The following is a 19,839-nucleotide window of genomic DNA, read 5'->3' as shown; positions in this document are numbered from 1 at the left end:
ATGGCGGTGCTTAAATCACTTCAATTAAGATTTTATGCGCAAAATTGACTTAGCTTTTCCACACAAACTGAGAAAAACTATGTTCTGCTTTTAAACTGTTTTCAACAGCCTGAGCCAATTGGCGGATAATACTTTGTGTTTCTATACGCTCAAACCAAGCTTGTTCTTGCTGTGGATTGGCTGAGATTTCACAAAGAATATGTCCTTCGGTATCTTGCTGCGAGCATAAGATTGAAAGTGGTAACTGGTGATTGTCGATACGCACTTCAATTTTTTCATGCTCATGACGAATATGCTGTGCATCAAAGCCATATTGTTCTAATTGTTTATATAGCAATGCAGCCACGTACTCTTGCGTGATATAGCATTCATTCGGTGGATGATCAACCACCCCATGTTTTGGGCAATCTGCTATAAATTGCAACGTTTTCATGCTATTCCCTCTATTTTTATGTTTTTAACTCTGGATCGCAGAGTAAATCCGACGCGAACGGTAAGAATTATTATATATACAATTGTCTTTAATAGATTAGCTGATTGTCTTAGTTCTATAGCTAAATTGATAAATTTAGACCCGATTAGATATGTACATCTACAAACTCAGCATTTTTCTTATTTAAGCGTTTTCGCCTTATGTTTAGCCAATTGTTTTTATGAATATGCTTATAAAAAAAGCAGCATTTAACTTAATTAATCAAGCTAAACACTGCCTTTCCAGATCAGCTTATGGATTCACAACCTGCAAATCCAAACCTGCAGTATTTGCAAGCTCGGTGAAGGTTGGGAAACTTGTTGCCACAGTTTCTGTACCATGAATGGTGATGTTACCTGAAGTACGCAAACCAGCCATACTAAAACTCATAGCAATACGGTGGTCATGGTGTGACTCAATTTCACCACCAGCGAAAATAGCAGACCAATCACCTGATTTACCTTTACCTTCAATGATGATGCCATCGTCGGTTGGGGTACAGTCAATGCCCATAGTTTTCAAACCATCTGCCATCACTTGAATACGATCAGATTCTTTAACACGCAGCTCAGCTGCTCCTGTTAGAACAGTTTGACCTTCGGCACATGCAGCAGCAATAAATAATACTGGGAATTCATCAATTGCTAATGGCACTTGGTCTTCTGGCATATGAATGCCTTTCAGCGTTCTAGAACCTTTGATATGAATATCTGCAATGGGTTCACCACCTGCAATACGTTCATTTTCTACAGTTAGATCAGCACCCATTTGCTTAAGAATTTCAATGACACCTGTACGCGTTGGATTGATGCCAACCGCTTCAAGGATCACATCGGCACCTTCGGTAATTGCAGCACCGACCATAAAGAATGCCGCTGAGGAAATATCCGAAGGTACTTGAATATCGGTACCGACTAATTTGCCACCACCGATAAGCGAGATTTTATTGCCTTCGGTTTTCACATCATAACCAAAAGCACGTAACATACGCTCGGTATGATCACGGGTTGGTTCTGGCTCAGTCACTGAAGTTTCACCCGCAGCCCATAAACCCGCCAATAAAATGCCTGATTTCACCTGAGCAGACGCCATTGGTAAGTCATATTGAATGCCTTTTAATGCTTGGCTACCTGTAATGCTGACTGGAGGTGTGCCTTTCTCACCGGTGGTTTGGATGAGTGCACCCATTTCACGAAGTGGTTTTGCAATACGTTCCATTGGACGTTTAGACAATGACGCATCACCGGTCATCACTGAATCGAACTTCTGCGCAGACAACATGCCAGATAGCAAACGCATACTGGTGCCAGAGTTACCCATATACAAAGCACTTACTGGCGCTTTTAAACCTTGCATGCCCACGCCATGAATAGTGACTTCACCATTCTTCGGTCCTTCGATGCTCACACCCATATCACGGAAAGCCTGTAAAGTTGCGAGTGCATCTTCACCTTCCAAGAAGCCTGTTACATGTGTTGTGCCTTCTGCAATCGCCCCAAACATGATTGAGCGATGTGACACAGATTTGTCACCTGGTACGGTGAATTTACCTGTAAATGTTTTCTTTCCCGGTAAAATGGTAAATTGCTGTGTCACCTTGTTTTTCTCCATCAAAGGTTTTTTGGCCAACATATGGTTAAAGTGCTGACGTGCTGCTTGAGCATGCCCGAGCAGTCCCATCAACGCGTGCGAATCTTCCTGTTCAATCAATTTCTTTAAAACGGACAATTGCTGTTCAAAGCCATCAACAGCATTCAGAATTGCAGTTTTATTGGCAAAGAAAATATCATGCCACATCTGTGGATCACTGGCAGCAATACGCGAGAAGTCACGAAAACCTCCTGCTGCATAGCGGAAAATATCTAAATTATCTTCACGATTTGCCAGTTGCTCGACCAGATTGAATGCCATCAAATGCGGTAAATGGCTGGTATGTGCCAATACTTCATCGTGTTTGGTGACATCCATACAAATCACTTCTGCTTTTGCAGCAGACCAAAGTTGAATCAGTTTTTCAACCGCCCAATCAGCACTGGTTGGAAGTGGTGTCAAAATCACTTTATGATTGACGAATAAATCAACTTTACCTGCATGTACCCCAGTATGCTCAGCACCTGCAATCGGATGCCCTGGTACAAAACCAACAGGTAGATTTTCACCAAATACGGCTTTTGCGGCTTCAACCACATTGCCTTTGGTACTACCGACATCGGTAATGATGACATTGTCTGCAAGATAAGGCTTGATCTGTTCCAACACTTTTTGTGTCGCACGAACAGGTAATGCTAAAACAATTAAATCTGCATCCTGAACTGCTTCTTCTGGCGTTGCATAACCGTGTTGAATAAGACCGAGTGCCTTAGCATCTTCTAATGTTTTTTTTGAGCGTGTTGAAGCCACAATTTGAGCTGCAAGTTGTTCTGCCACAATCACACGAGCAAGACTCGACCCAATCAGTCCAAGCCCAATAAATGCAACTTTCTTAAATAATGGTTGAGACATAAAACATATTTGCCTAATGAGACGACTTTGATATGGATAGATACCGAAGTCATCTATCCATACGATAAAACGGGATTATAAAACAGCGATTGGATACGAACCGAGTACGCGTAACTCTTTTACCATTGGACGGATTTCTTCCAATGCCGCCGCAACATTTTCCTGACCGATATGTCCTTCTAAATCAATAAAGAACACATAAGCCCATTTCTCAGGCAATGCAGGACGCGTTTCAATACTGGTCAAGCTGATCTGATGCTTGGCAAACGGCGCAAGAATTTCCAATAAAGCACCCGCACGATCATGCGCAGAGATCAATAAAGAGGTTTTATCATTACCGCTTTGAGGAATCTTCTCACGCCCAATCACAAGGAAACGTGTGGTATTTTCAGGATTATCTTCAATATTGCTATGTAAAATCTCAAGGTTGTACATACTTGCCGCAATATCAGATGCAATCGCAGCTGAATGCCACTCGTTACGAATACGACGTGCCGCTTCCGCATTTGAGTTTAGCGCGACACGCTCTACACCTGGATAATGTGCATCTAACCACTTACGGCATTGTGCCAAAGTTTGCTGATGCGCATAAATCTGCTTAATACTATCTTTGCGAGTATTTTCAGATACAAGGAACTGATGATGGATACGAAGTTCAACTTCACCAATTACATTAACTGTCGATGATTTAAAGCAATCCAGTGTATGGTTGACGATACCTTCTGATGAGTTCTCCACGGGAACGACACCATAATGTGCACTACCCGCTTCAACTTCACGGAATACTTCATCAATGGTTGGCAATGGACGCACAACAGCATCTTTACCAAAATGCTTTAATACCGCAGAATGGGTATAAGTCCCTTCTGGTCCGAGGAATGCGATGCTTTGTGGTGCTTCAAGTGCCAAACATGCTGACATGATTTCACGGAACAAACGTGCCATGGTCGCATCAGACAAAGGTCCCTGATTACGCTCCATGACTTTACGCAGCACTTGAGCTTCACGTTCAGGTCGATAAAACAGCGGATTCTCTTCGGATGCAAATTTCGCTTTGGCTACAGCTTCTGCAAGCGTCGCACGGCGGTTGAGTAACTCTTGGATTTGTTGATCAACACTATCAATATCGTTACGAATTTGTTCTAAATTAAGTGAATTCGATGTGTTTTGTCCATCGTTTACCATTGAATGCAGCCTCAGCAAAATCATCTATAAGAATGGATTACAATTCATCTGTGAATTGATTATCCGAGCTAGTATAACAACACTTTAAGCTATTAAACACGCTGAGTTTTAACTCTTTTTATTACCGAACTTTATTGATAATGATTTTCATTATATATTGCTAGCAAAATTTCAATGCTTGCGAATAAATTATGTTTAAACCACTTGGTATTTTGACTTTTTCTCTGCTCATGGCAACACCATTGGCTTTTGCTCAACCGACGATCTCGAGTTCAAATAAAGCGCCTCTTAAATCACAAACCAATATTCAACAAAGCTTTGTAATCGCATCCAAATATACAAAACATGATTATTTGATTCAGATCTCGGTTCCTGCTGGTGAAGTCCCAAGTGAAGGTTTTCCTGTGCTGTATGTATTGGATGGCAATGCCGCATTTGATAGTGCTGCCAATATTGCTAAGTCGGTGGGTGGTGGTGCCAATCGTTTGGGCTTGAGTCCAGTCGCTATTGTTGCAATCGGCTACCCACAGCAAAACAGTTTTGATGTCGAAAAACGTGCTTTAGACTACACCCCAAAAGCATCGGCTGAATTTCAAAAACAAGCCAAGTACACTTATGGTGGCGCAGACCAATTCATTCAATTTCTTGAGAAAGAACTAAAGCCTGCGATTCAAACCAAAATTAAAGTTAATCCACAGCAACAGAGTTTATTTGGACATTCCTTTGGTGGACTATTTGTTTTACACACTTTCTTTAGCCAACCGCAAATGTTTCAACGTTATATTGCGGCCAGCCCTTCACTCTGGTTTGATAATTATGCGTTGCTCAATCGGCAGGCAGATTGGTTAAAGAATCAAAATAAAACTCAAGATATCATGCTGATGACCACAGTGGGTACACATGAACATGGTCGAAGTCCAACACCAGACGCTGAATCCTTGCAGAAGCAGAATAACTTCTATCAAAACTTTAATCAGCAACGTTCAAAGCATTTCTTGTTCTTGAATTATCGACATCCTGCTGAACAGCATTTGACTAATATGTATGCCAGCTTACCGAAAGCGATTATGTTGGCAGGTTGTCAGCCACAAAGTTGTTCAAATCTATTTGATGAACCAACACCATAAAGTCCTGAATAAACATAGCTAAATTTAAGCGGGCTATTTGTTCCACTTAAATTTGAACTTTTCTATAGAATAGATTGGTTATACTGCAAGAAGATGTCATAACAACAGTAAATACAATGAATAAGATTTTCAGCTTAGCTTTACTGAGCCTAATTAGTATCGGTTTAACCGCATGTAGCGGTTGCCCCATGATTGCAGGTTGCAATGGCACCGATCGCTCACCTTACTTTATCACTCCTGTGGGCAGTCAAGCTCGAGGAATTCCCATCCCCCATCAAACCAAATTGACTTATCAATCACAGCACTTTAAACAAGAATTTCAGCAAACTCATGCTTTAAAAGAACAGAACTTAACTGGTATCGCCTTGCCTGAAAATACTGCAATCCTTTGGGGCGGTATGCCGGTTGAGCGGTTTATTCAATATGCCAATCCCGCAATGCAGGGCTTTACGGTTTACCCTGCAACAGGGTTTAAATCAGAACAATCCAATGCATTCTTAAATTTATGGAAAAGTTGTGAAAGTGACTTAGATATCAACTTAAAAAACACCAATGACTGGTCATTTAATCCATCTAATATGCAAATACGAGGCTGTGGCCGCTTTCAACAACGCAGTGAATATACGGAAGATACCTTTCGGCAAGATGAAGCCAATGAGTTTCTTAGAAAGATCAACCAAGCCTTACAGCAATTACCTAAACAACAGAACTATCCCATGATCCAAAGACCAAGCAAATAGTTAAAACAAAACAGCCTGCTCAAAAGCAGGCTATTTGACGAGATAAATGCCAATTAAGCTTTACCGATAATGCCACGCGCCACGATTTCTTTCATAATCTCGTTGGTTCCGCCATAAATACGCTGAATGCGCGCATCAACAAAGAAGCGTGAAATTGGATATTCAGTCATATAGCCGTAGCCACCAAATAATTGCAGCAAGTTGTCAGCCACTTTCATTTGCATATCAGTACTAAAGCTCTTCAAGGCTGCGGCCGTTTCTACATCCAGTTTACCTTCATTATATAAAGCCACGTTTTGATTATAGAAAGCGGCTGTTGCCAACTCATCAATCTTCGCTTGTGCCAATACAAAACGTGTATTTTGGAATTGTGAAATTGCCTGACCAAAGGCTTGGCGTTCTTTTACATATTGCGTGGTAATATCAATCGCACCACGAATTGCACCCAATGCAGTCGCAGCAATCGCAGTACGTTCACGCGGAAGCTCTTGCATCAAGTAAGCAAAACCTTGCCCTGCTTGACCCAACAATTGATCTTTCGGTACTTTGACATTATCAAAGAATAATTCTGAGGTGTCTTGTGAATGCAAACCAATTTTGTCGAGGTTGGTGCCCTTTTTAAAGCCTTCTAAATGTGTATCCACTAACATCAAAGACACACCTTTGGCACGTGCTTGTGGATCCGTCTTCACTGCAAGAACTACAAGATCCGCATGCTGACCATTTGAAATAAAGGTTTTTGAACCATTTAACAGATAATGATCATCTTGCAGGATGGCACTGGTACGCATCGCCTGTAAATCTGAACCAGCACCTGGTTCTGTCATGCCAATGGCACCGACCACTTCACCCGATACCATTTTTGGTAACCAATACTGTTTTTGTTCTTCTGTTGCAATGTGTTGGATATAGGGTGCTGCAATTTCAGAGTGACATGAAATCGCGGTTGATAATGCACAGTAGCCCGCACGTGCAGACTCTTCAACCAACATCAATGAATAATGCGTTGGCACACCATAACCACCGTATTCTTCTGGGACATCGACACACAAGAATCCATTTTCGCCTAATGCGTTCCATACTGAACGCGGCATGATGCCTTCACGTTCCCATTGCTCATAATGAGGTGCAATCTGCTCGCTCATAAAGCGTTTAAAGTTATCGCGGAAGAGTTCCAAATCTGAATCGTAAGCTAACATCATTATTTCCTTTCGCTTTCATTGTTCTTAAAAATTCGTTCGCAGTCATGCTAATAACTTTTAGATAGGTTGTCATGTCCCGTTTACATCAAATCACTAGACTGATTCGGTCAATAATTTTGTTTGCATCGTCTATCTTTAGACAACAGTTGCTTATTGATTAAACAGCTTGTTGGTTTTTTTATGCTACACAGCTCAGTTTTATGTCATATTCGTTTTATTCTTTGTGACAACCTTCAATACGACCATGAACACAAAACGTAATATCTATAAAACCGCTGAACATCCTTTTGCTCAATATGTGCGTATTTTAGGTAAGGGCAAAACTGGTTCCCGTTCGCTCAGTTATGAAGAAGCCTATCAAGCCTTTAGCATGATTTTAAAAGATGAAGTCTTGGATGTGCAGTTGGGTGCATTCTTGATGCTCTTGCGTGTTAAAGAGGAATCTGTCGATGAATTAGCAGGTTTTGTCCAAGCTACGCGAGATCAACTCAACTTTCAGCCACTTGAGGTCGATCTTGACTGGTCTTCTTATGCAGGCAAGCGTAAGCACTATCCATGGTTCTTATTGGCAGCACTGACTTTAGCACATCATGGTTACAAGATTGTGATGCATGGTGCATCAGGTCACACCATTAACCGTGTCTATACCGAACAAGTTTTACAATACTTAGGCTTTTCAATTTGTCAAAATCAACAGGATGTCCGTGAACAACTTGAACAGCACAATTTTGCTTATCTACCACTTGAAGCCATTTCACCAATTCTAAGTGAATTGATCTCGCTAAGAAATGTGATGGGGTTACGCTCTCCAATCCATACTTTGGCACGCTTAATTAATCCATTTAATACCAAAGCGACCTTACAAGCGATCTTCCATCCAGCTTATCGTACTTCACATCAACAGACTGCGTTCCGCTTGGGTTATCAAAACAGTGCAGTGATTAAAGGTGAAGGTGGTGAGTTTGAACGTAATCCTGATGCCAAAACGTTAATTTGTGGCATTAAAAATGGTGAATTGTACGAACACGAACTACCAAAGTTAACCCCTGACCGTAGTCCGATTGAAGAAGAGCTTGATTTAGCTGTGTTTAAAGCGGTTTGGTTGGGCGAACATACGCATGAATATGGCGAATTGGCAATCGTCGAAACGATGGGAATCGCGTTGTATACCATGGGTGTAGTCAATAGCTATGATGATGCAATGGAAAAAGCGAAAGAATTGTGGAAGAGTCGTTTCTGATTATACGAATGACCAAGGTTATATCGGATAGCCTTGGTTTTAAGTTTCAATATAATAAAAATCTGGCCAAAACGGATATTCCCGACCTGAAGAATGAATATTTCTTAGCTTCAGGTGATCACCTATTTTGATTGTAATCTTGTTAGGATCGTAAGGACCCGAAAGATAAGCATCTCGTTGTTGACCTATAAGTGCCTTACAATATGCATGATGCGCTTTGACCTTTTGGGAGCTTCGTATTGATTGCGACTCCATCACCTGAATCCCAATCAATAACATGGGATAACCATCGTTCTTTATACTTGTATATTCGGTTTGGGGAGAAGTGTATTTCTGGTTGGCAACGACCTTCACCTTGAGTAAACATTCAATGGGTTGTTTAGCCAATACAGCATCACTAAAAAATATAAGAGATAATAGTGCATAAACAGATTTTAAATGTTTCATAAGATTCTTTATTATATTTTGTAAACATAAAAAAAGCCCAGTAATCACTGAGCTTCTTAAATTAAACAAAACGAATCGGTTTGAATTCTGGTTCGTTGTGATGGTGGTCATCATCACACTCCTCACCGTCTTCTTTAGTACCACGATCGATATAACCGCTACGCTGTTCTTTTGGTAAATGTTCCATTTCCCATGCATACACTGCTTGCATACAGATTTCACGCTGTTCTTTGGTTAATGCAATCCCATTTGGCCATTTGCCAATTTCAACAGCAGTACGAAGGCGCTCAACAATTTCAGGATTTAAAATAGCGAGCATTTGTTCAATATTCATGAGTCATCCTGTTGAAAAGATTCAAAATCTTGATTCCACCCCAATTTGGTACGACATGCCATATAGAAATCATAACCTGGTGGATGTAATAAGCTTAGTTTAAACGGATGTTTGCGAATATGCACCGTGTCACCGACATTTAATGCAACACTATGTTGACCATCGGCACTGACCATCGGCAAAACACGGTTTTCACGAATGGTAATTTTAACTTCACTGTGACCACCCACCACGATCGGTCGTGACGACAACGTATGTGGATGCATCGGCACTAAAGCGATCGCATCCATACTCGGATGTAAGATTGGCCCGCCACCTGACAGTGAATATGCGGTTGAACCTGTTGGCGTTGAAACAATCAAGCCATCACTGTGCTGACGATAGACATATTGTCCATCAATATTCAGTTCAAAATCGATCATATGAACCGATTTCCCAGAGTGTAAAACCACATCATTCAATGCAATTGCATCATAAATCGTTTCACCATTGGTACGAACTTCCATTTCCAACAAGAAACGGCGATCTAGCTGAAATTGACCTTGTAGCACCTGATCAAGCTTAAATATCGCTTCTGCTGGCTTAATATCTGTTAAAAAGCCCAGTCGACCGCGGTTAATTCCAATTACAGGCGTATTATGTCGAACCAATGCACGTGCAGCATGTAAAAGTGAACCATCCCCCCCTACAACTACAACTAAATCAACCACTTCCCCAAGTAAATTTCGGCTCACTGTCTGCCCATAACTATAAGGCACCAGTTTGGCTGTTTCCTGATCAAAAACGGGGTTTAAACCTAAAGTGATCAAATGATCATGAATTAAACATAACGTTTCTACTACAGAATACTTGTCTGGTCGTCCAATTAGACCAATATTTCGAAAGGATTTATGTGAAATTTGCACGAATAATTCAGCTCCGTCGCGATTACTGACTATCATATCATTAACAACCAATGTTGCGTTGATGATTGATTAAAAAGTATAAAAATGTCTATCCGTTGTTTTTTTATACGTTTAATGTCAACGCATTCTTAAAGTTTTTATTGCATGTTGCTATTTATTCACAGTTTTATGATTGCAAAATGACAATAAGCTATCGCATCATTACCGACATTGTTTTGGTTTTAACGCAAATCTATGAAGTTTGAACGTGGTATTGGTTTTCTAGCACTCATTTTCTCAATGTTAGTGATAGGTGTCTTTGTTGCTTTTAGTATCTATCTGATCCGCTTGGATAATATTATTCGTGACAAGTTTGAAGGTCAGCGTTGGGACATCCCTGCCAAGGTGTTTGCTCGCCCATTAGAAATCTATTCTAGTGCACCGATTACTCAAGAGAATTTTACCCAAGAGTTAAAATTACTGGGTTACAAAAACACAGCGAATTATGACAAGTCTGGTAGCTATGTAGTACAAGGCAACCAGATGTATGTACATACCCGCGGTTTTGACTATGGCGATAGTAATGAACCTGAGCAAGTGCTAGAACTTGCTTTCGCTGATGGTCAGGTGAGTGAAATCCGTTCAACCAAGCCTTCGAGTACAGGTGTCGCTCGTTTAGAGCCTTTATTGATTGGTGGTATTTATCCACAGCACAATGAAGACCGCGTTCTAATCAAACTAAATAAAGTTCCAAAAACCCTGATTGAAGCGCTAATTTCAACAGAAGATCGTAATTTCTATCATCATCATGGTATTTCGATCCGTGGTACAGCACGTGCCTTGGTCAGTAATGCCACAGGTGGTCGCCGTCAAGGTGGTTCAACTTTAACGCAGCAGTTGGTCAAGAATTTCTATCTATCACCAGAGAAAACGCTGAAACGTAAAGTCAATGAAGCATTGATGGCTATATTGATTGAATTACATTACAGCAAAGATGAAATTCTTGAAGCCTATTTAAATGAAGTGAATTTAGGCCAAAATGGCAGCTATTCGATTAATGGCTATGGTCTAGCATCACAGTTTTATTTTGGTTTACCTCTACGTGAGCTGAATATTTCACAGCAAGCCTACTTGGTTGGTCTGGTTCAAGGCCCTTCTTTATATAACCCTTGGCGTAATCCTGAATCTGCGAAAAAGCGCCGTGATGTTGTTTTAAACAACATGAAAGTGATGGGCTATTTAACAGAAGCAGAATATCAAGATGAGATTGCTCGTCCATTAAATGTGGTGAGTAAGCCAACCTTAGGCCCTGCAAAATTCCCAGATTTCTTGGATATTGTGCGTCGTCAACTTCGTACTGAATACCAAGAAAGTGATATTACCAATCAAGGCTTAAGAATCTTTACCACACTTGATCCAATTGCACAGACCCAAGTCCAAAATGCATTTAAGAGCACTGTCGATCGTTTAGCCAAAGCCAACCCTGCCCGTTTGAAAAACTTGCAAGGTGCGGTTCTGGTTGCTCATCCTGAAAATGGTGAACTGGTTGCGGCTGTGGGTTCCACTCAAGACTTTACAGGCTTTAACCGTGCCTTAGATGCTAAACGTCAAGTGGGTTCATTACTCAAACCAATTATTTATTTAAATGCAATCGAATCTGGGCGTTATACATGGGCAAGCCCAATTGAAGACAGTGCAGTCAATATTCCGATTGATGGTGACAAGAGCTGGACACCGAAGAACTATAGTGGTGGTGAACATGGTGTTGTGCCAATGCAACAAGCATTAGCAAATTCATACAACCTTTCTACTGTACGCTTAGCCAATGAATTTGGTTTATCTGCATTCAGCAATAAGCTCAAACAGTTCGGGGTAAGTTCTGATATCCCTGCCTACCCTTCGATTTACCTTGGTGCTGTAAATATGTCACCAATGGAAGTATTGAGCATTTACGGTAATTTTGCGACAGGTGGCTTTAAATACCCACCACGTTCAATTCGTACCGTAGTCGATGCCAAAGGCCATTTACTGGAACGTTATGGCTTAAATGTACAACAAACCATTGATCCTGCTGCTGCCTACATTCTTAACTATGGCCTACAGCAAGTGATGCGTTCTGGTACGGGTCGTTCTGCATATAACAGCCTACCAGAATCACTCAATTTAGCAGGTAAATCTGGAACTACAAATGACACCAGAGACTCATGGTTCGCAGGTTATTCTGGCAATCATGTTGCAGTTGTCTGGTTAGGTCTGGATGACAATAAAGTCACTGGCTTAACTGGTTCATCAGGTGCATTGCCTGTGTGGATCAATGTGATGAAACAGCTCCGTCAAGAACCTGTCAATCTGCGCCAAACCGATAATGTTCAATGGCAATGGATTGATAGTGCCAGCGGTGATTTATCTGCTCAAGGCTGTGATGGTGCGATGTATATTCCATTACTGCGTCAGACCGTACCACGTCGTGCAACCTTATGCGGTCAATCTCACTACGAAGTAGAACCAACTTATATTCCGAACGATGCAACACCTACAGATGATCATAATGACGGTATAAGCAACTATATTCGTGAAAGTGAAACTCAAATGGATACAGATTTATCCAATCACACTCCAACACGCGTTATTTCTAGCGGCAGCTATAACGGTAACAGTGACAATTAAGTTTACAAGGATGATTGGACATGATGAATAAAACCACGGTTCTACTTGGTGTGCTGCTACTCGCAGGTTGTACAACTGCACCAGAGAAAACCACCAAACCTGCAAATCAGCCACCAACGAGTAGCTCGCAAAAGAAGAAGGTCACCCAACCTTCTTCTGGTGTAAAAATTACACCTTATGAACAGAAAGAAATTAAACGTCAAAGTGTTCCCGTTGTTGTTCCGCAACAAAAGGTTCAGCAGAAGTTTAATGATGGTAGCCAGTTACCTGCATTTAAGACTTTAATGCAGAAAACACAAGTGGCTTATAAGCAACAGCAACTCGCAGAAGCTGAGCGTTATGCCTTACAAGCACAACGTATTGCGCCACAAGCCACAGAAACTTATTTGTATTTGGCAATGATCGCGGATCAGCGCAAAGAATATGCCAATGCCGAAGCATTGGCACGTCGTGGCTTAAGTTATGCGCAAAGCAACGCTATGAAGAAACAGCTTTGGTTTATCATCCTGAAAGCGAGCGAAGCACGCGGTCATACCATTAAGGCCCAAGAAGCACGTAGAACCATTCAGACACTTTAAGCTTAATCAATTGAACTAAACTGTCGAATTCCAGCAAGCCCATAAGCATGATGTTTTTGGGCTTGTTCTAAATCTGCCAGTGCAAGCCCACCTAAAGCAAATACAGGAATATCACTATTCTGTGCCAATTCCTGAAAACGATCCCACCCCAATACTTTCGTTTCTGGATGCGTCTCTGTGGCATGTATAGGACTCAAAAACACAGCATCACAGCCAATATGCTGAGCGTGTTGTAACGACACAGCATCGTGACAAGCAGCGATAAAGCGTTTCCCCACGACCAAGCCACCTTTGCTTAAACTCATCAGCTGCGATTGCTTTAAATGAATGGTCTGTATCTTGTTTTGCAGTTTTACACTTAGTTTTTGCCACAGATCAACATTAACAATGAGTTTTCTCAATTGATCAACCTTTAAAGCATCAAGCTGTTGCTCAATTTGCTCAATATCATCCGTTTGTGTACGCCAATACAATAGCGCCTCTTGTTGCGGCAAAGCATCGATCTGATCGCTAATTTTAATCAGATGTGGCCAACTTAAACGTTGCAGAATTACGGTATTTGCTTTCGGGAAATTGAGATCAATCAATTGATCACGGTTATACCAAGCCCATGGTTGATGAATAAGATTAAGTAACTCATCAGGTACATAAGCATGGAATAAGTATAAATTGACAATGATGTCTTCATATTCATGTTGGATCAGATCAAAAGCATGCCACTCTTTTAAACCAATGCCAACTTCCTCATAAATTTCTCGACGACAAGCCTGTTCAGGTGTTTCACCCTGCTCAACTTTTCCGCCAGGAAATTCATGTTTGTTGCCTTGATGTTGGTTTGCTTGTCGCCAACCCACTAAAACTTTAGTTTTGTGTAATAAAATTGCGATCGCAACATCAACTGTAGCTTTTGTCATAACCGTTTAAAATCTCTCAGCTTTTCAGATCCATTCTAAGGAATTTAACTCGGCATTCCCATGTCAAAAAATAAAATTAATAGATGATTTTGTAAATTCTTAAAATTTCCGTTGACAGGTCTATTCGATAATGATTATCATTTAAAACATTAAAAAACACACCACGGAGCATAACAAATGAACGCACCATTCAGCCTATTTACTCGTAGTACCGATGCAGCTCAATCATTGCCAATGTTGCATTCAAACAACCTTTTTGCCTTAGGTCGCGAAATCCGCATCATGCATGCTGGTGAGGAATATCGCTTACGTTTAACCCGTAATAATCGCCTGATTTTAACGAAGTAATATAATAATAATCGGACAATAACAAAAAACGTGGGAATAGCAGTATGTCAGCGCATACTGCTTTTTTAATGCGTTTGATCTCAACCCCAACCCAACTTAACGTTTAAGCAGGATGCTGACCTTCAGACCACCATATTGGGACTGTTCAAACTGAATTTTACCTTGATGTAACTCGACAATTTTGCTGCAAATCGATAAACCCAAACCAGAGCCTTGTGTTTTGCTTCCCAAAGCCCGATAAAAACGTTCACCCAAACGTGCTAAATTTTCTGTATCCATCCCTTGGCCTTCATTTTCTACAATCAAAGCCAAATATTGCTGCTGTTGCTGTAAAGAGATATAGACTTGTCCATATTCTGGCGTGTATCGAATGGCATTGTCCACAAGGTTTCGAACACAGGTAAAGATCAACTGCGGATTGGCAAGAATCTGCCCCTGCAGATCTGCTGCAGCCTGCCAATGCAATTGAATATGCTTTTCCTTGGCAAATAAGTGAAGTGCCTGTATTGCCTCTTCAACACTCTCCTGCATCGAAAGATAAGTCTTGGGCAAATTATCCGTGTGCTCTGGGTCTAAACGTGCCAATAACAATAAATTCTCTAAAATTTGAATACCTCGACTCACATCCTGCTGCATTTGGCTAAAGTCAACTGCGCGTTCTGGATATTTACGCTGCAATAACTGCAAACGCATCTGAATCGCAGACAAAGGAGAACGTAACTCATGCGAGGCATCCGCGGTAAAACGTTGTTCAGACTGTAGGGAGTGGTCTAAGCGCTGTAATAAGCGATTAAGCTGACCCAACATCGGTTGTAGTTCTTTTAACTCCACCTCACCCGCTTGAACAGGACTAAGATCATCCGCATTCTTGGCCGAGATTTGCTTTGATAATTGATGAATTACGTTAAATTGGCGCTTGATCAGAAAATGCAGCATGATCCACTGCATTAACCACACCAACATTAAGACCAGTGCATATCCCACAAAGTTATGCAGTAAATCTTGGAAACGTTCCTCTAAAGGTTGCAATATCAACACTTGCATATGCGAATTTTCATCTTCACCCGCATAACTTCGCCAGAGTTGACCTTTCTGCCAAATCAAACCATAGTCGCCATGTGCGGCCTCAATCAAACTGTAATACTGTTGATCGAGATGAAAGCCTTCTGACTGGGTCAGTACCTGCTGCTGATTGCTCAAACGATATTGAATATCAAACTGATCACTGAGCTCATCAATTTGCTGCCCAGAGGGGCTGGTTAAATCCGCGATAAGCAACATATCTGAAATCTCATCCATGATTTCGTCTTGTACTTGCATGGTTTGGTACGCAGAAATGACCGCGAATAAAAGCAGTGCCACACATCCTGCAACGACGGAGCTGATTAAAGAGGTTTTAACCAGTTTGCTTTGTAAAGACACCACTTTCATGCTGTTATTCCTGATGCATGCGATAGCCTAAACCACGAATGGTTTTAATATATTGCCCGCCAATTTTCTTCCGAATCTGATAAATAAACACTTCAATGGCATTACTTTCAATTTCATCCCCCCATGCATATAAGGATTCTTCCAATTGTTCCCGTGTCAAAATATGATCGGGCTTTTGCATGAGTTTATGCAAAATCTGAAATTCCTTTGCGGTCAGATTAATGGCCTGTCCTGCTTTGCTCAGTGTTTTGGCTTGTGGGTCTAGCTGTAAATCGGAAAAATTTAGATACAGCCCTGCTTGGGCTTGATGCTGGCGTAATTGTGAACGGACCCGTGCCGATAATTCCTCTAAATTAAATGGCTTCACCAAATAATCATTAGCACCAAGGTCTAAACCTTCGACCCGATCATGAATATGATCTTTGGCCGTAATAAAAATAACCGGAGTTTTGCTGTCCTGACGGCGAATCGCTTTCAGAATGTCATCCCCTGTGGCCTGTGGTAAGCCCCGATCCAGTAAGATGCAATCATATTGATGCTGTTCGACCGCCAAGATGGCATGATCACCACGTTCAACCCAATCAACGCTATAACCATCCATCTCTAACCAGTCTTTAATACTCTCTGCCTGAGAGGCATCATCTTCAGCCAATAAAATTCGCATAAAATAATCCTCTCACTTGATCTATAACATTTTTCTGAGAATAAAGCATAAGCAAAAAACCACATGATTGTCATGTGGTCTTTTGGGATGATCAGCTTACTTAGAATTGAACTTGGTCTACATCAACCTCAACACGCTTGGCTGGTTTGTAATCAATATCAATTTCACCAATCAATGTCACAGGCGTTTTTGCCGATACGGCTTTACCTTGCCATAAGTCATCATCAATATCGACGGTGATTGAACCGGTTTGATCGCTAAACTGATATTTCTCATCACCTGTTGCTTTCACCACATAACCCTTTAATTGCACTGGCGTATCATCTTTCATCGTCAATGCTTGTTTAACGGTAGTGATTTGAGTTGGTGCCAGTGCTTGTTGATTTACTGCATTTGTATTTGCAACTGCAAAAGTTATCACACCAACCAAACCAGCAATCACTGCAACTTTAGAAAAAACGTTCATCTTGATACCCTCATTGTGGTTCATCATTTCGATGTAGGCATTAAAACAAATGAAGATGAGGTGAATCTGAAGATTCAAATTTTCTGTTTAACTCAGAGGCACCACGCGTAAAACTTCTTCCAAAGTGGTTACCCCTTCAAGGACTTTACGTGCCCCTGCAATACGCAAGGGCTCAATCCCTTCTTTTTTGGCCTGTGCTCTTAAATCATTGAGTGTGCAATTTGCACTGATCAACGACTTTGACTCCAAACTCACTGGCATGAATTCATAAATGCCAACGCGGCCTTTATAACCGGTCTGACGACACACCTCGCATCCTACAGCCTTATACATTGTAGTCGGCATATCCATCATATAGTCAAAAGTGAGATGTTCCCATTCTTGCTCATTGATGGCGGTTTGCTGTTTGCAATGCGGACAAAGACGACGCACCAAACGTTGTGCTAATACCCCTAAAATTGTTGCTGCGGTAAGGAACGGTTGGATTCCAAGATCATGTAAACGCGTCAAACTCGACGGCGCATCGTTGGTATGTAAAGTAGAAAGCACCAAATGCCCTGTTAATGCCGCTTGTATCGCCATATTTGCAGTATCGTGATCACGAATCTCACCGACCATAATAATGTCAGGGTCTTGACGCATTAAGGCACGCACACCATCCGCAAAGCCTAATTCAATATTCGGATTGACCTGCATTTGGTTAAAGCTTGGCTCCAGCATTTCAATCGGGTCTTCAATAGTACAGACATTGACCTGCTCGGTTGCCAATTGCTTTAACGATGAATACAGCGTAGTGGTTTTACCTGAACCTGTTGGGCCTGTCACCAAGATAATGCCGTGACTGTGCTGAGTGAGTTGCTGCCAGCTCTGCAATAAATGCCCTTCAAAACCCAATTGCTGGAAACTACGGACCAACACTTCTGGGTCAAAGATACGCATCACCAACTTTTCGCCAAAGGCGGTCGGTAAGGTAGAAAGACGCAATTCTGTTTCTTGCCCTTTCGGTGTACGCGTTTTTAAGCGCCCATCTTGCGGTTTTCGCTTCTCAGCCACATTCATACGACCCAAGATTTTAATGCGCGAAATCACTGCAGTGAGTGTATTGGCAGGCATGTTATAGATCGTGTGTAAAACACCATCAATACGGAAACGTACCTTACCTTTATCTTTCCTTGGCTCCAAATGAATATCACTGGCGCCTTGCTCGAAGGCGAATTGCAGCACCCAATCTACCAACTTTACAATATGCTGATCATTGGCATCAGGGTTTTGGGTATCGCCTAACTGCAATAAAGCCTCAACACCTTTATTTTCCCGATCATAAATACTGGCATTCTGCGATGAACTGACCGCCCGGCTGACTTGATAGTATTCAACCAGATAACGTTGCAGTTGCTCGGGATTGAGCAGCACTTTCTCAATTTTCTTTGGCGCTAAGCTTCGTTCCAAATTATTGAGCCATTCAGTGGTAAAGGGTTGATCGGTTCCAATCAAAATCCGATCTGCGTGTACTTCCACCGCCAGAATATGGTTTCTGGCCGCAAATTCTTGTGACATGACACTGGTTAAAGCAGCTACATCTGCTTTGAGTGGGTCAATCACAAATAAAGGAATATCTGCTTTTTCAGCCAACCACTGACACAAGCGATTCATCGCTAGCGTGGAACCGACATTGAGTTGATCTTTTAAATTAAAATTGGCAATCCACTGCAAAGGATGCCATTTCAACTGATCCTTCTGACGATGTGTGGTTTGGATGAGTAACTTATCCCGTTCAGTAATACGACCATCTTTCAGTAGTTGCTCTAAGCACCACGTTACATCAATCGTAAACGAAAAGTTTGCAAATTTTGCCTGCGCTTGTATCACCGTCAGTTCCCCAAATGTATGACTCAATTATTTTTTTAAAGTTTTTTAGCTTTGCTCTACAGCTACAACTGTGACACTCCGATCATCCACTGTAAAACGAATATTCAATTCTGAAAAACACATGCCATATACCCGCTCAGCATCATCTTGATACGCAGGTCTTGGATCTAAAGATAACACTTGTTCCAGTTCATCGAATATCTTTTTATCCAAAATTCTCTGCTTTAATAACTGTTGCTGTTGTGACTGTGCAGTTTCCGTCCAAAGCACTGTTTTACGGATTGGCTCTTCTTGCGCATAACCACTCTGTGAATCTGCAATCGCATCCGAATATTGGATATACGGTTTGATGTCTAAGATCGGTGTACCATGCAGTAAATCACTGCCCATAACATACAGGCGAACTGACTTAGCCTGCTTTTCAACACGTAAAAAACGTACCACAGACAAGCCCATTGGGGATGGACGATACATACTACGGGTTGCAAAAACACCTATTTTTTGATTACCACCGAGTCGTGGCGGCCGCACTTGTGGACGAAATTTAGACATTTGATTCAAAGAGTTATCTTGATTTTTGTTTTCATGGAACTGCCATAACAGCCACAAATGACTAAAATCTTCGATCCCTTCAAAAGCCAGAATATCGTTATAAGGCTCCGCCATCTCTATATAGGACTCGACTTGTACGAGATTTGGCTGTCGCGGAATACCAAACTTCTCACGATAAGGCGAATGCATATGGCCAATGATCGGCATGACTACTGAG

General features: G+C 41.5%; 19 protein-coding genes. 6 read left to right on the top strand and 13 right to left on the bottom strand.

Annotation, left to right across the window (positions count from 1 at the left end; translation table 11 throughout):
* Window positions 1–49: 49 nt before the first annotated feature.
* From WA352_RS04110 to pheA, 3 genes are all read right to left on the bottom strand, one after another.
* Window positions 50–433 carry a hypothetical protein gene (locus WA352_RS04110; RefSeq protein WP_004653914.1) on the bottom strand — a complete coding sequence of 128 codons (384 nt, stop codon included), beginning with the start codon at window positions 431–433 and terminating at the stop codon, window positions 50–52.
* 291 nt (window positions 434–724) lie between these two features.
* On the bottom strand, window positions 725–2,974 hold the full coding sequence (locus WA352_RS04105) for a bifunctional prephenate dehydrogenase/3-phosphoshikimate 1-carboxyvinyltransferase (protein ID WP_033132940.1): 2,250 nt from the start codon (window positions 2,972–2,974) through the stop codon (window positions 725–727).
* Window positions 2,975–3,049: 75 nt separating this feature from the next.
* On the bottom strand, window positions 3,050–4,159 hold the full coding sequence (gene pheA / locus WA352_RS04100) for a prephenate dehydratase (RefSeq protein ID WP_005204264.1): 1,110 nt from the start codon (window positions 4,157–4,159) through the stop codon (window positions 3,050–3,052).
* A gap of 191 nt (window positions 4,160–4,350) precedes the next feature.
* On the opposite strand from pheA, the gene WA352_RS04095 reads away from it, so the two are divergent.
* The gene (locus WA352_RS04095; RefSeq protein WP_033132941.1) at window positions 4,351–5,286 is read left to right on the top strand and encodes an alpha/beta hydrolase; all 936 of its coding nucleotides are present in this window, start codon (window positions 4,351–4,353) and stop codon (window positions 5,284–5,286) included.
* Between the two features lie 116 nt (window positions 5,287–5,402).
* Window positions 5,403–6,026, top strand: a complete 624-nt coding sequence (locus WA352_RS04090) for a hypothetical protein (RefSeq protein ID WP_033132942.1) — start codon at window positions 5,403–5,405, stop codon at window positions 6,024–6,026.
* A 53-nt stretch (window positions 6,027–6,079) separates the two neighbouring features.
* Here the strand turns inward: WA352_RS04090 and WA352_RS04085 are convergent, their stop codons facing one another.
* Entirely contained in the window at window positions 6,080–7,225 is a 1,146-nt protein-coding gene (locus WA352_RS04085; protein ID WP_033132943.1) for an acyl-CoA dehydrogenase family protein, read from the bottom strand.
* Window positions 7,226–7,472: 247 nt separating this feature from the next.
* On the opposite strand from WA352_RS04085, the gene WA352_RS04080 reads away from it, so the two are divergent.
* Window positions 7,473–8,468 carry a glycosyl transferase family protein gene (locus WA352_RS04080; protein ID WP_033132944.1) on the top strand — a complete coding sequence of 332 codons (996 nt, stop codon included), beginning with the start codon at window positions 7,473–7,475 and terminating at the stop codon, window positions 8,466–8,468.
* A gap of 39 nt (window positions 8,469–8,507) precedes the next feature.
* On the opposite strand, the gene WA352_RS04075 is transcribed toward WA352_RS04080, so the two are convergent.
* From WA352_RS04075 to WA352_RS04065, 3 genes are all read right to left on the bottom strand, one after another.
* Complete coding sequence (locus tag WA352_RS04075) at window positions 8,508–8,915, bottom strand: hypothetical protein (RefSeq protein ID WP_032859000.1); 408 nt, start codon at window positions 8,913–8,915, stop codon at window positions 8,508–8,510.
* A gap of 61 nt (window positions 8,916–8,976) precedes the next feature.
* Window positions 8,977–9,249 carry a YeaC family protein gene (locus tag WA352_RS04070; RefSeq protein WP_005313347.1) on the bottom strand — a complete coding sequence of 91 codons (273 nt, stop codon included), beginning with the start codon at window positions 9,247–9,249 and terminating at the stop codon, window positions 8,977–8,979.
* A complete protein-coding gene (locus tag WA352_RS04065; protein ID WP_032858932.1) occupies window positions 9,246–10,154 on the bottom strand; it encodes an NAD(+) kinase in 909 nt (302 codons plus the stop codon). The genes WA352_RS04070 and WA352_RS04065 overlap by 4 nt, the downstream gene beginning before the upstream one ends.
* 234 nt (window positions 10,155–10,388) lie before the next feature.
* Between WA352_RS04065 and mrcB the strand changes: the two genes are divergently transcribed.
* Both mrcB and WA352_RS04055 read left to right on the top strand, forming a co-directional pair.
* Complete coding sequence (gene mrcB, locus WA352_RS04060) at window positions 10,389–12,800, top strand: penicillin-binding protein 1B (RefSeq protein WP_033132945.1); 2,412 nt, start codon at window positions 10,389–10,391, stop codon at window positions 12,798–12,800.
* Window positions 12,801–12,820: 20 nt separating this feature from the next.
* Window positions 12,821–13,378 carry a tetratricopeptide repeat protein gene (locus WA352_RS04055; RefSeq protein WP_005204291.1) on the top strand — a complete coding sequence of 186 codons (558 nt, stop codon included), beginning with the start codon at window positions 12,821–12,823 and terminating at the stop codon, window positions 13,376–13,378.
* Between the two features lie 2 nt (window positions 13,379–13,380).
* Here the strand turns inward: WA352_RS04055 and WA352_RS04050 are convergent, their stop codons facing one another.
* Window positions 13,381–14,292, bottom strand: coding sequence for an NUDIX domain-containing protein (locus tag WA352_RS04050; RefSeq protein WP_033132946.1), 912 nt, complete (start codon window positions 14,290–14,292; stop codon window positions 13,381–13,383).
* A 177-nt stretch (window positions 14,293–14,469) separates the two neighbouring features.
* Between WA352_RS04050 and hemP the strand changes: the two genes are divergently transcribed.
* On the top strand, window positions 14,470–14,640 hold the full coding sequence (hemP, locus tag WA352_RS04045; RefSeq protein WP_004653932.1) for a hemin uptake protein HemP: 171 nt from the start codon (window positions 14,470–14,472) through the stop codon (window positions 14,638–14,640).
* Window positions 14,641–14,736: 96 nt separating this feature from the next.
* On the opposite strand, the gene WA352_RS04040 is transcribed toward hemP, so the two are convergent.
* From WA352_RS04040 to tsaA, 5 genes are all read right to left on the bottom strand, one after another.
* Entirely contained in the window at window positions 14,737–16,071 is a 1,335-nt protein-coding gene (locus WA352_RS04040; RefSeq protein WP_033132947.1) for a sensor histidine kinase, read from the bottom strand.
* A 4-nt stretch (window positions 16,072–16,075) separates the two neighbouring features.
* Window positions 16,076–16,735 carry a response regulator transcription factor gene (locus tag WA352_RS04035; RefSeq protein WP_033132948.1) on the bottom strand — a complete coding sequence of 220 codons (660 nt, stop codon included), beginning with the start codon at window positions 16,733–16,735 and terminating at the stop codon, window positions 16,076–16,078.
* Window positions 16,736–16,835: 100 nt separating this feature from the next.
* On the bottom strand, window positions 16,836–17,201 hold the full coding sequence (locus tag WA352_RS04030; RefSeq protein WP_033132949.1) for a NirD/YgiW/YdeI family stress tolerance protein: 366 nt from the start codon (window positions 17,199–17,201) through the stop codon (window positions 16,836–16,838).
* A gap of 87 nt (window positions 17,202–17,288) precedes the next feature.
* The gene (locus WA352_RS04025; RefSeq protein ID WP_032811639.1) at window positions 17,289–19,067 is read right to left on the bottom strand and encodes a GspE/PulE family protein; all 1,779 of its coding nucleotides are present in this window, start codon (window positions 19,065–19,067) and stop codon (window positions 17,289–17,291) included.
* 48 nt (window positions 19,068–19,115) lie between these two features.
* A complete protein-coding gene (gene tsaA, locus WA352_RS04020) occupies window positions 19,116–19,829 on the bottom strand; it encodes a tRNA (N6-threonylcarbamoyladenosine(37)-N6)-methyltransferase TrmO (protein WP_004806525.1) in 714 nt (237 codons plus the stop codon).
* Window positions 19,830–19,839 lie beyond the last annotated feature (10 nt).

The sequence above is a fragment of the Acinetobacter sp. 102 genome, from assembly GCF_037028485.1.
Classification (GTDB): domain Bacteria; phylum Pseudomonadota; class Gammaproteobacteria; order Pseudomonadales; family Moraxellaceae; genus Acinetobacter; species Acinetobacter higginsii.
Note: the sequence above shows the minus strand (reverse complement) of the source record. Positions and strands in the feature narration are given on the sequence as shown.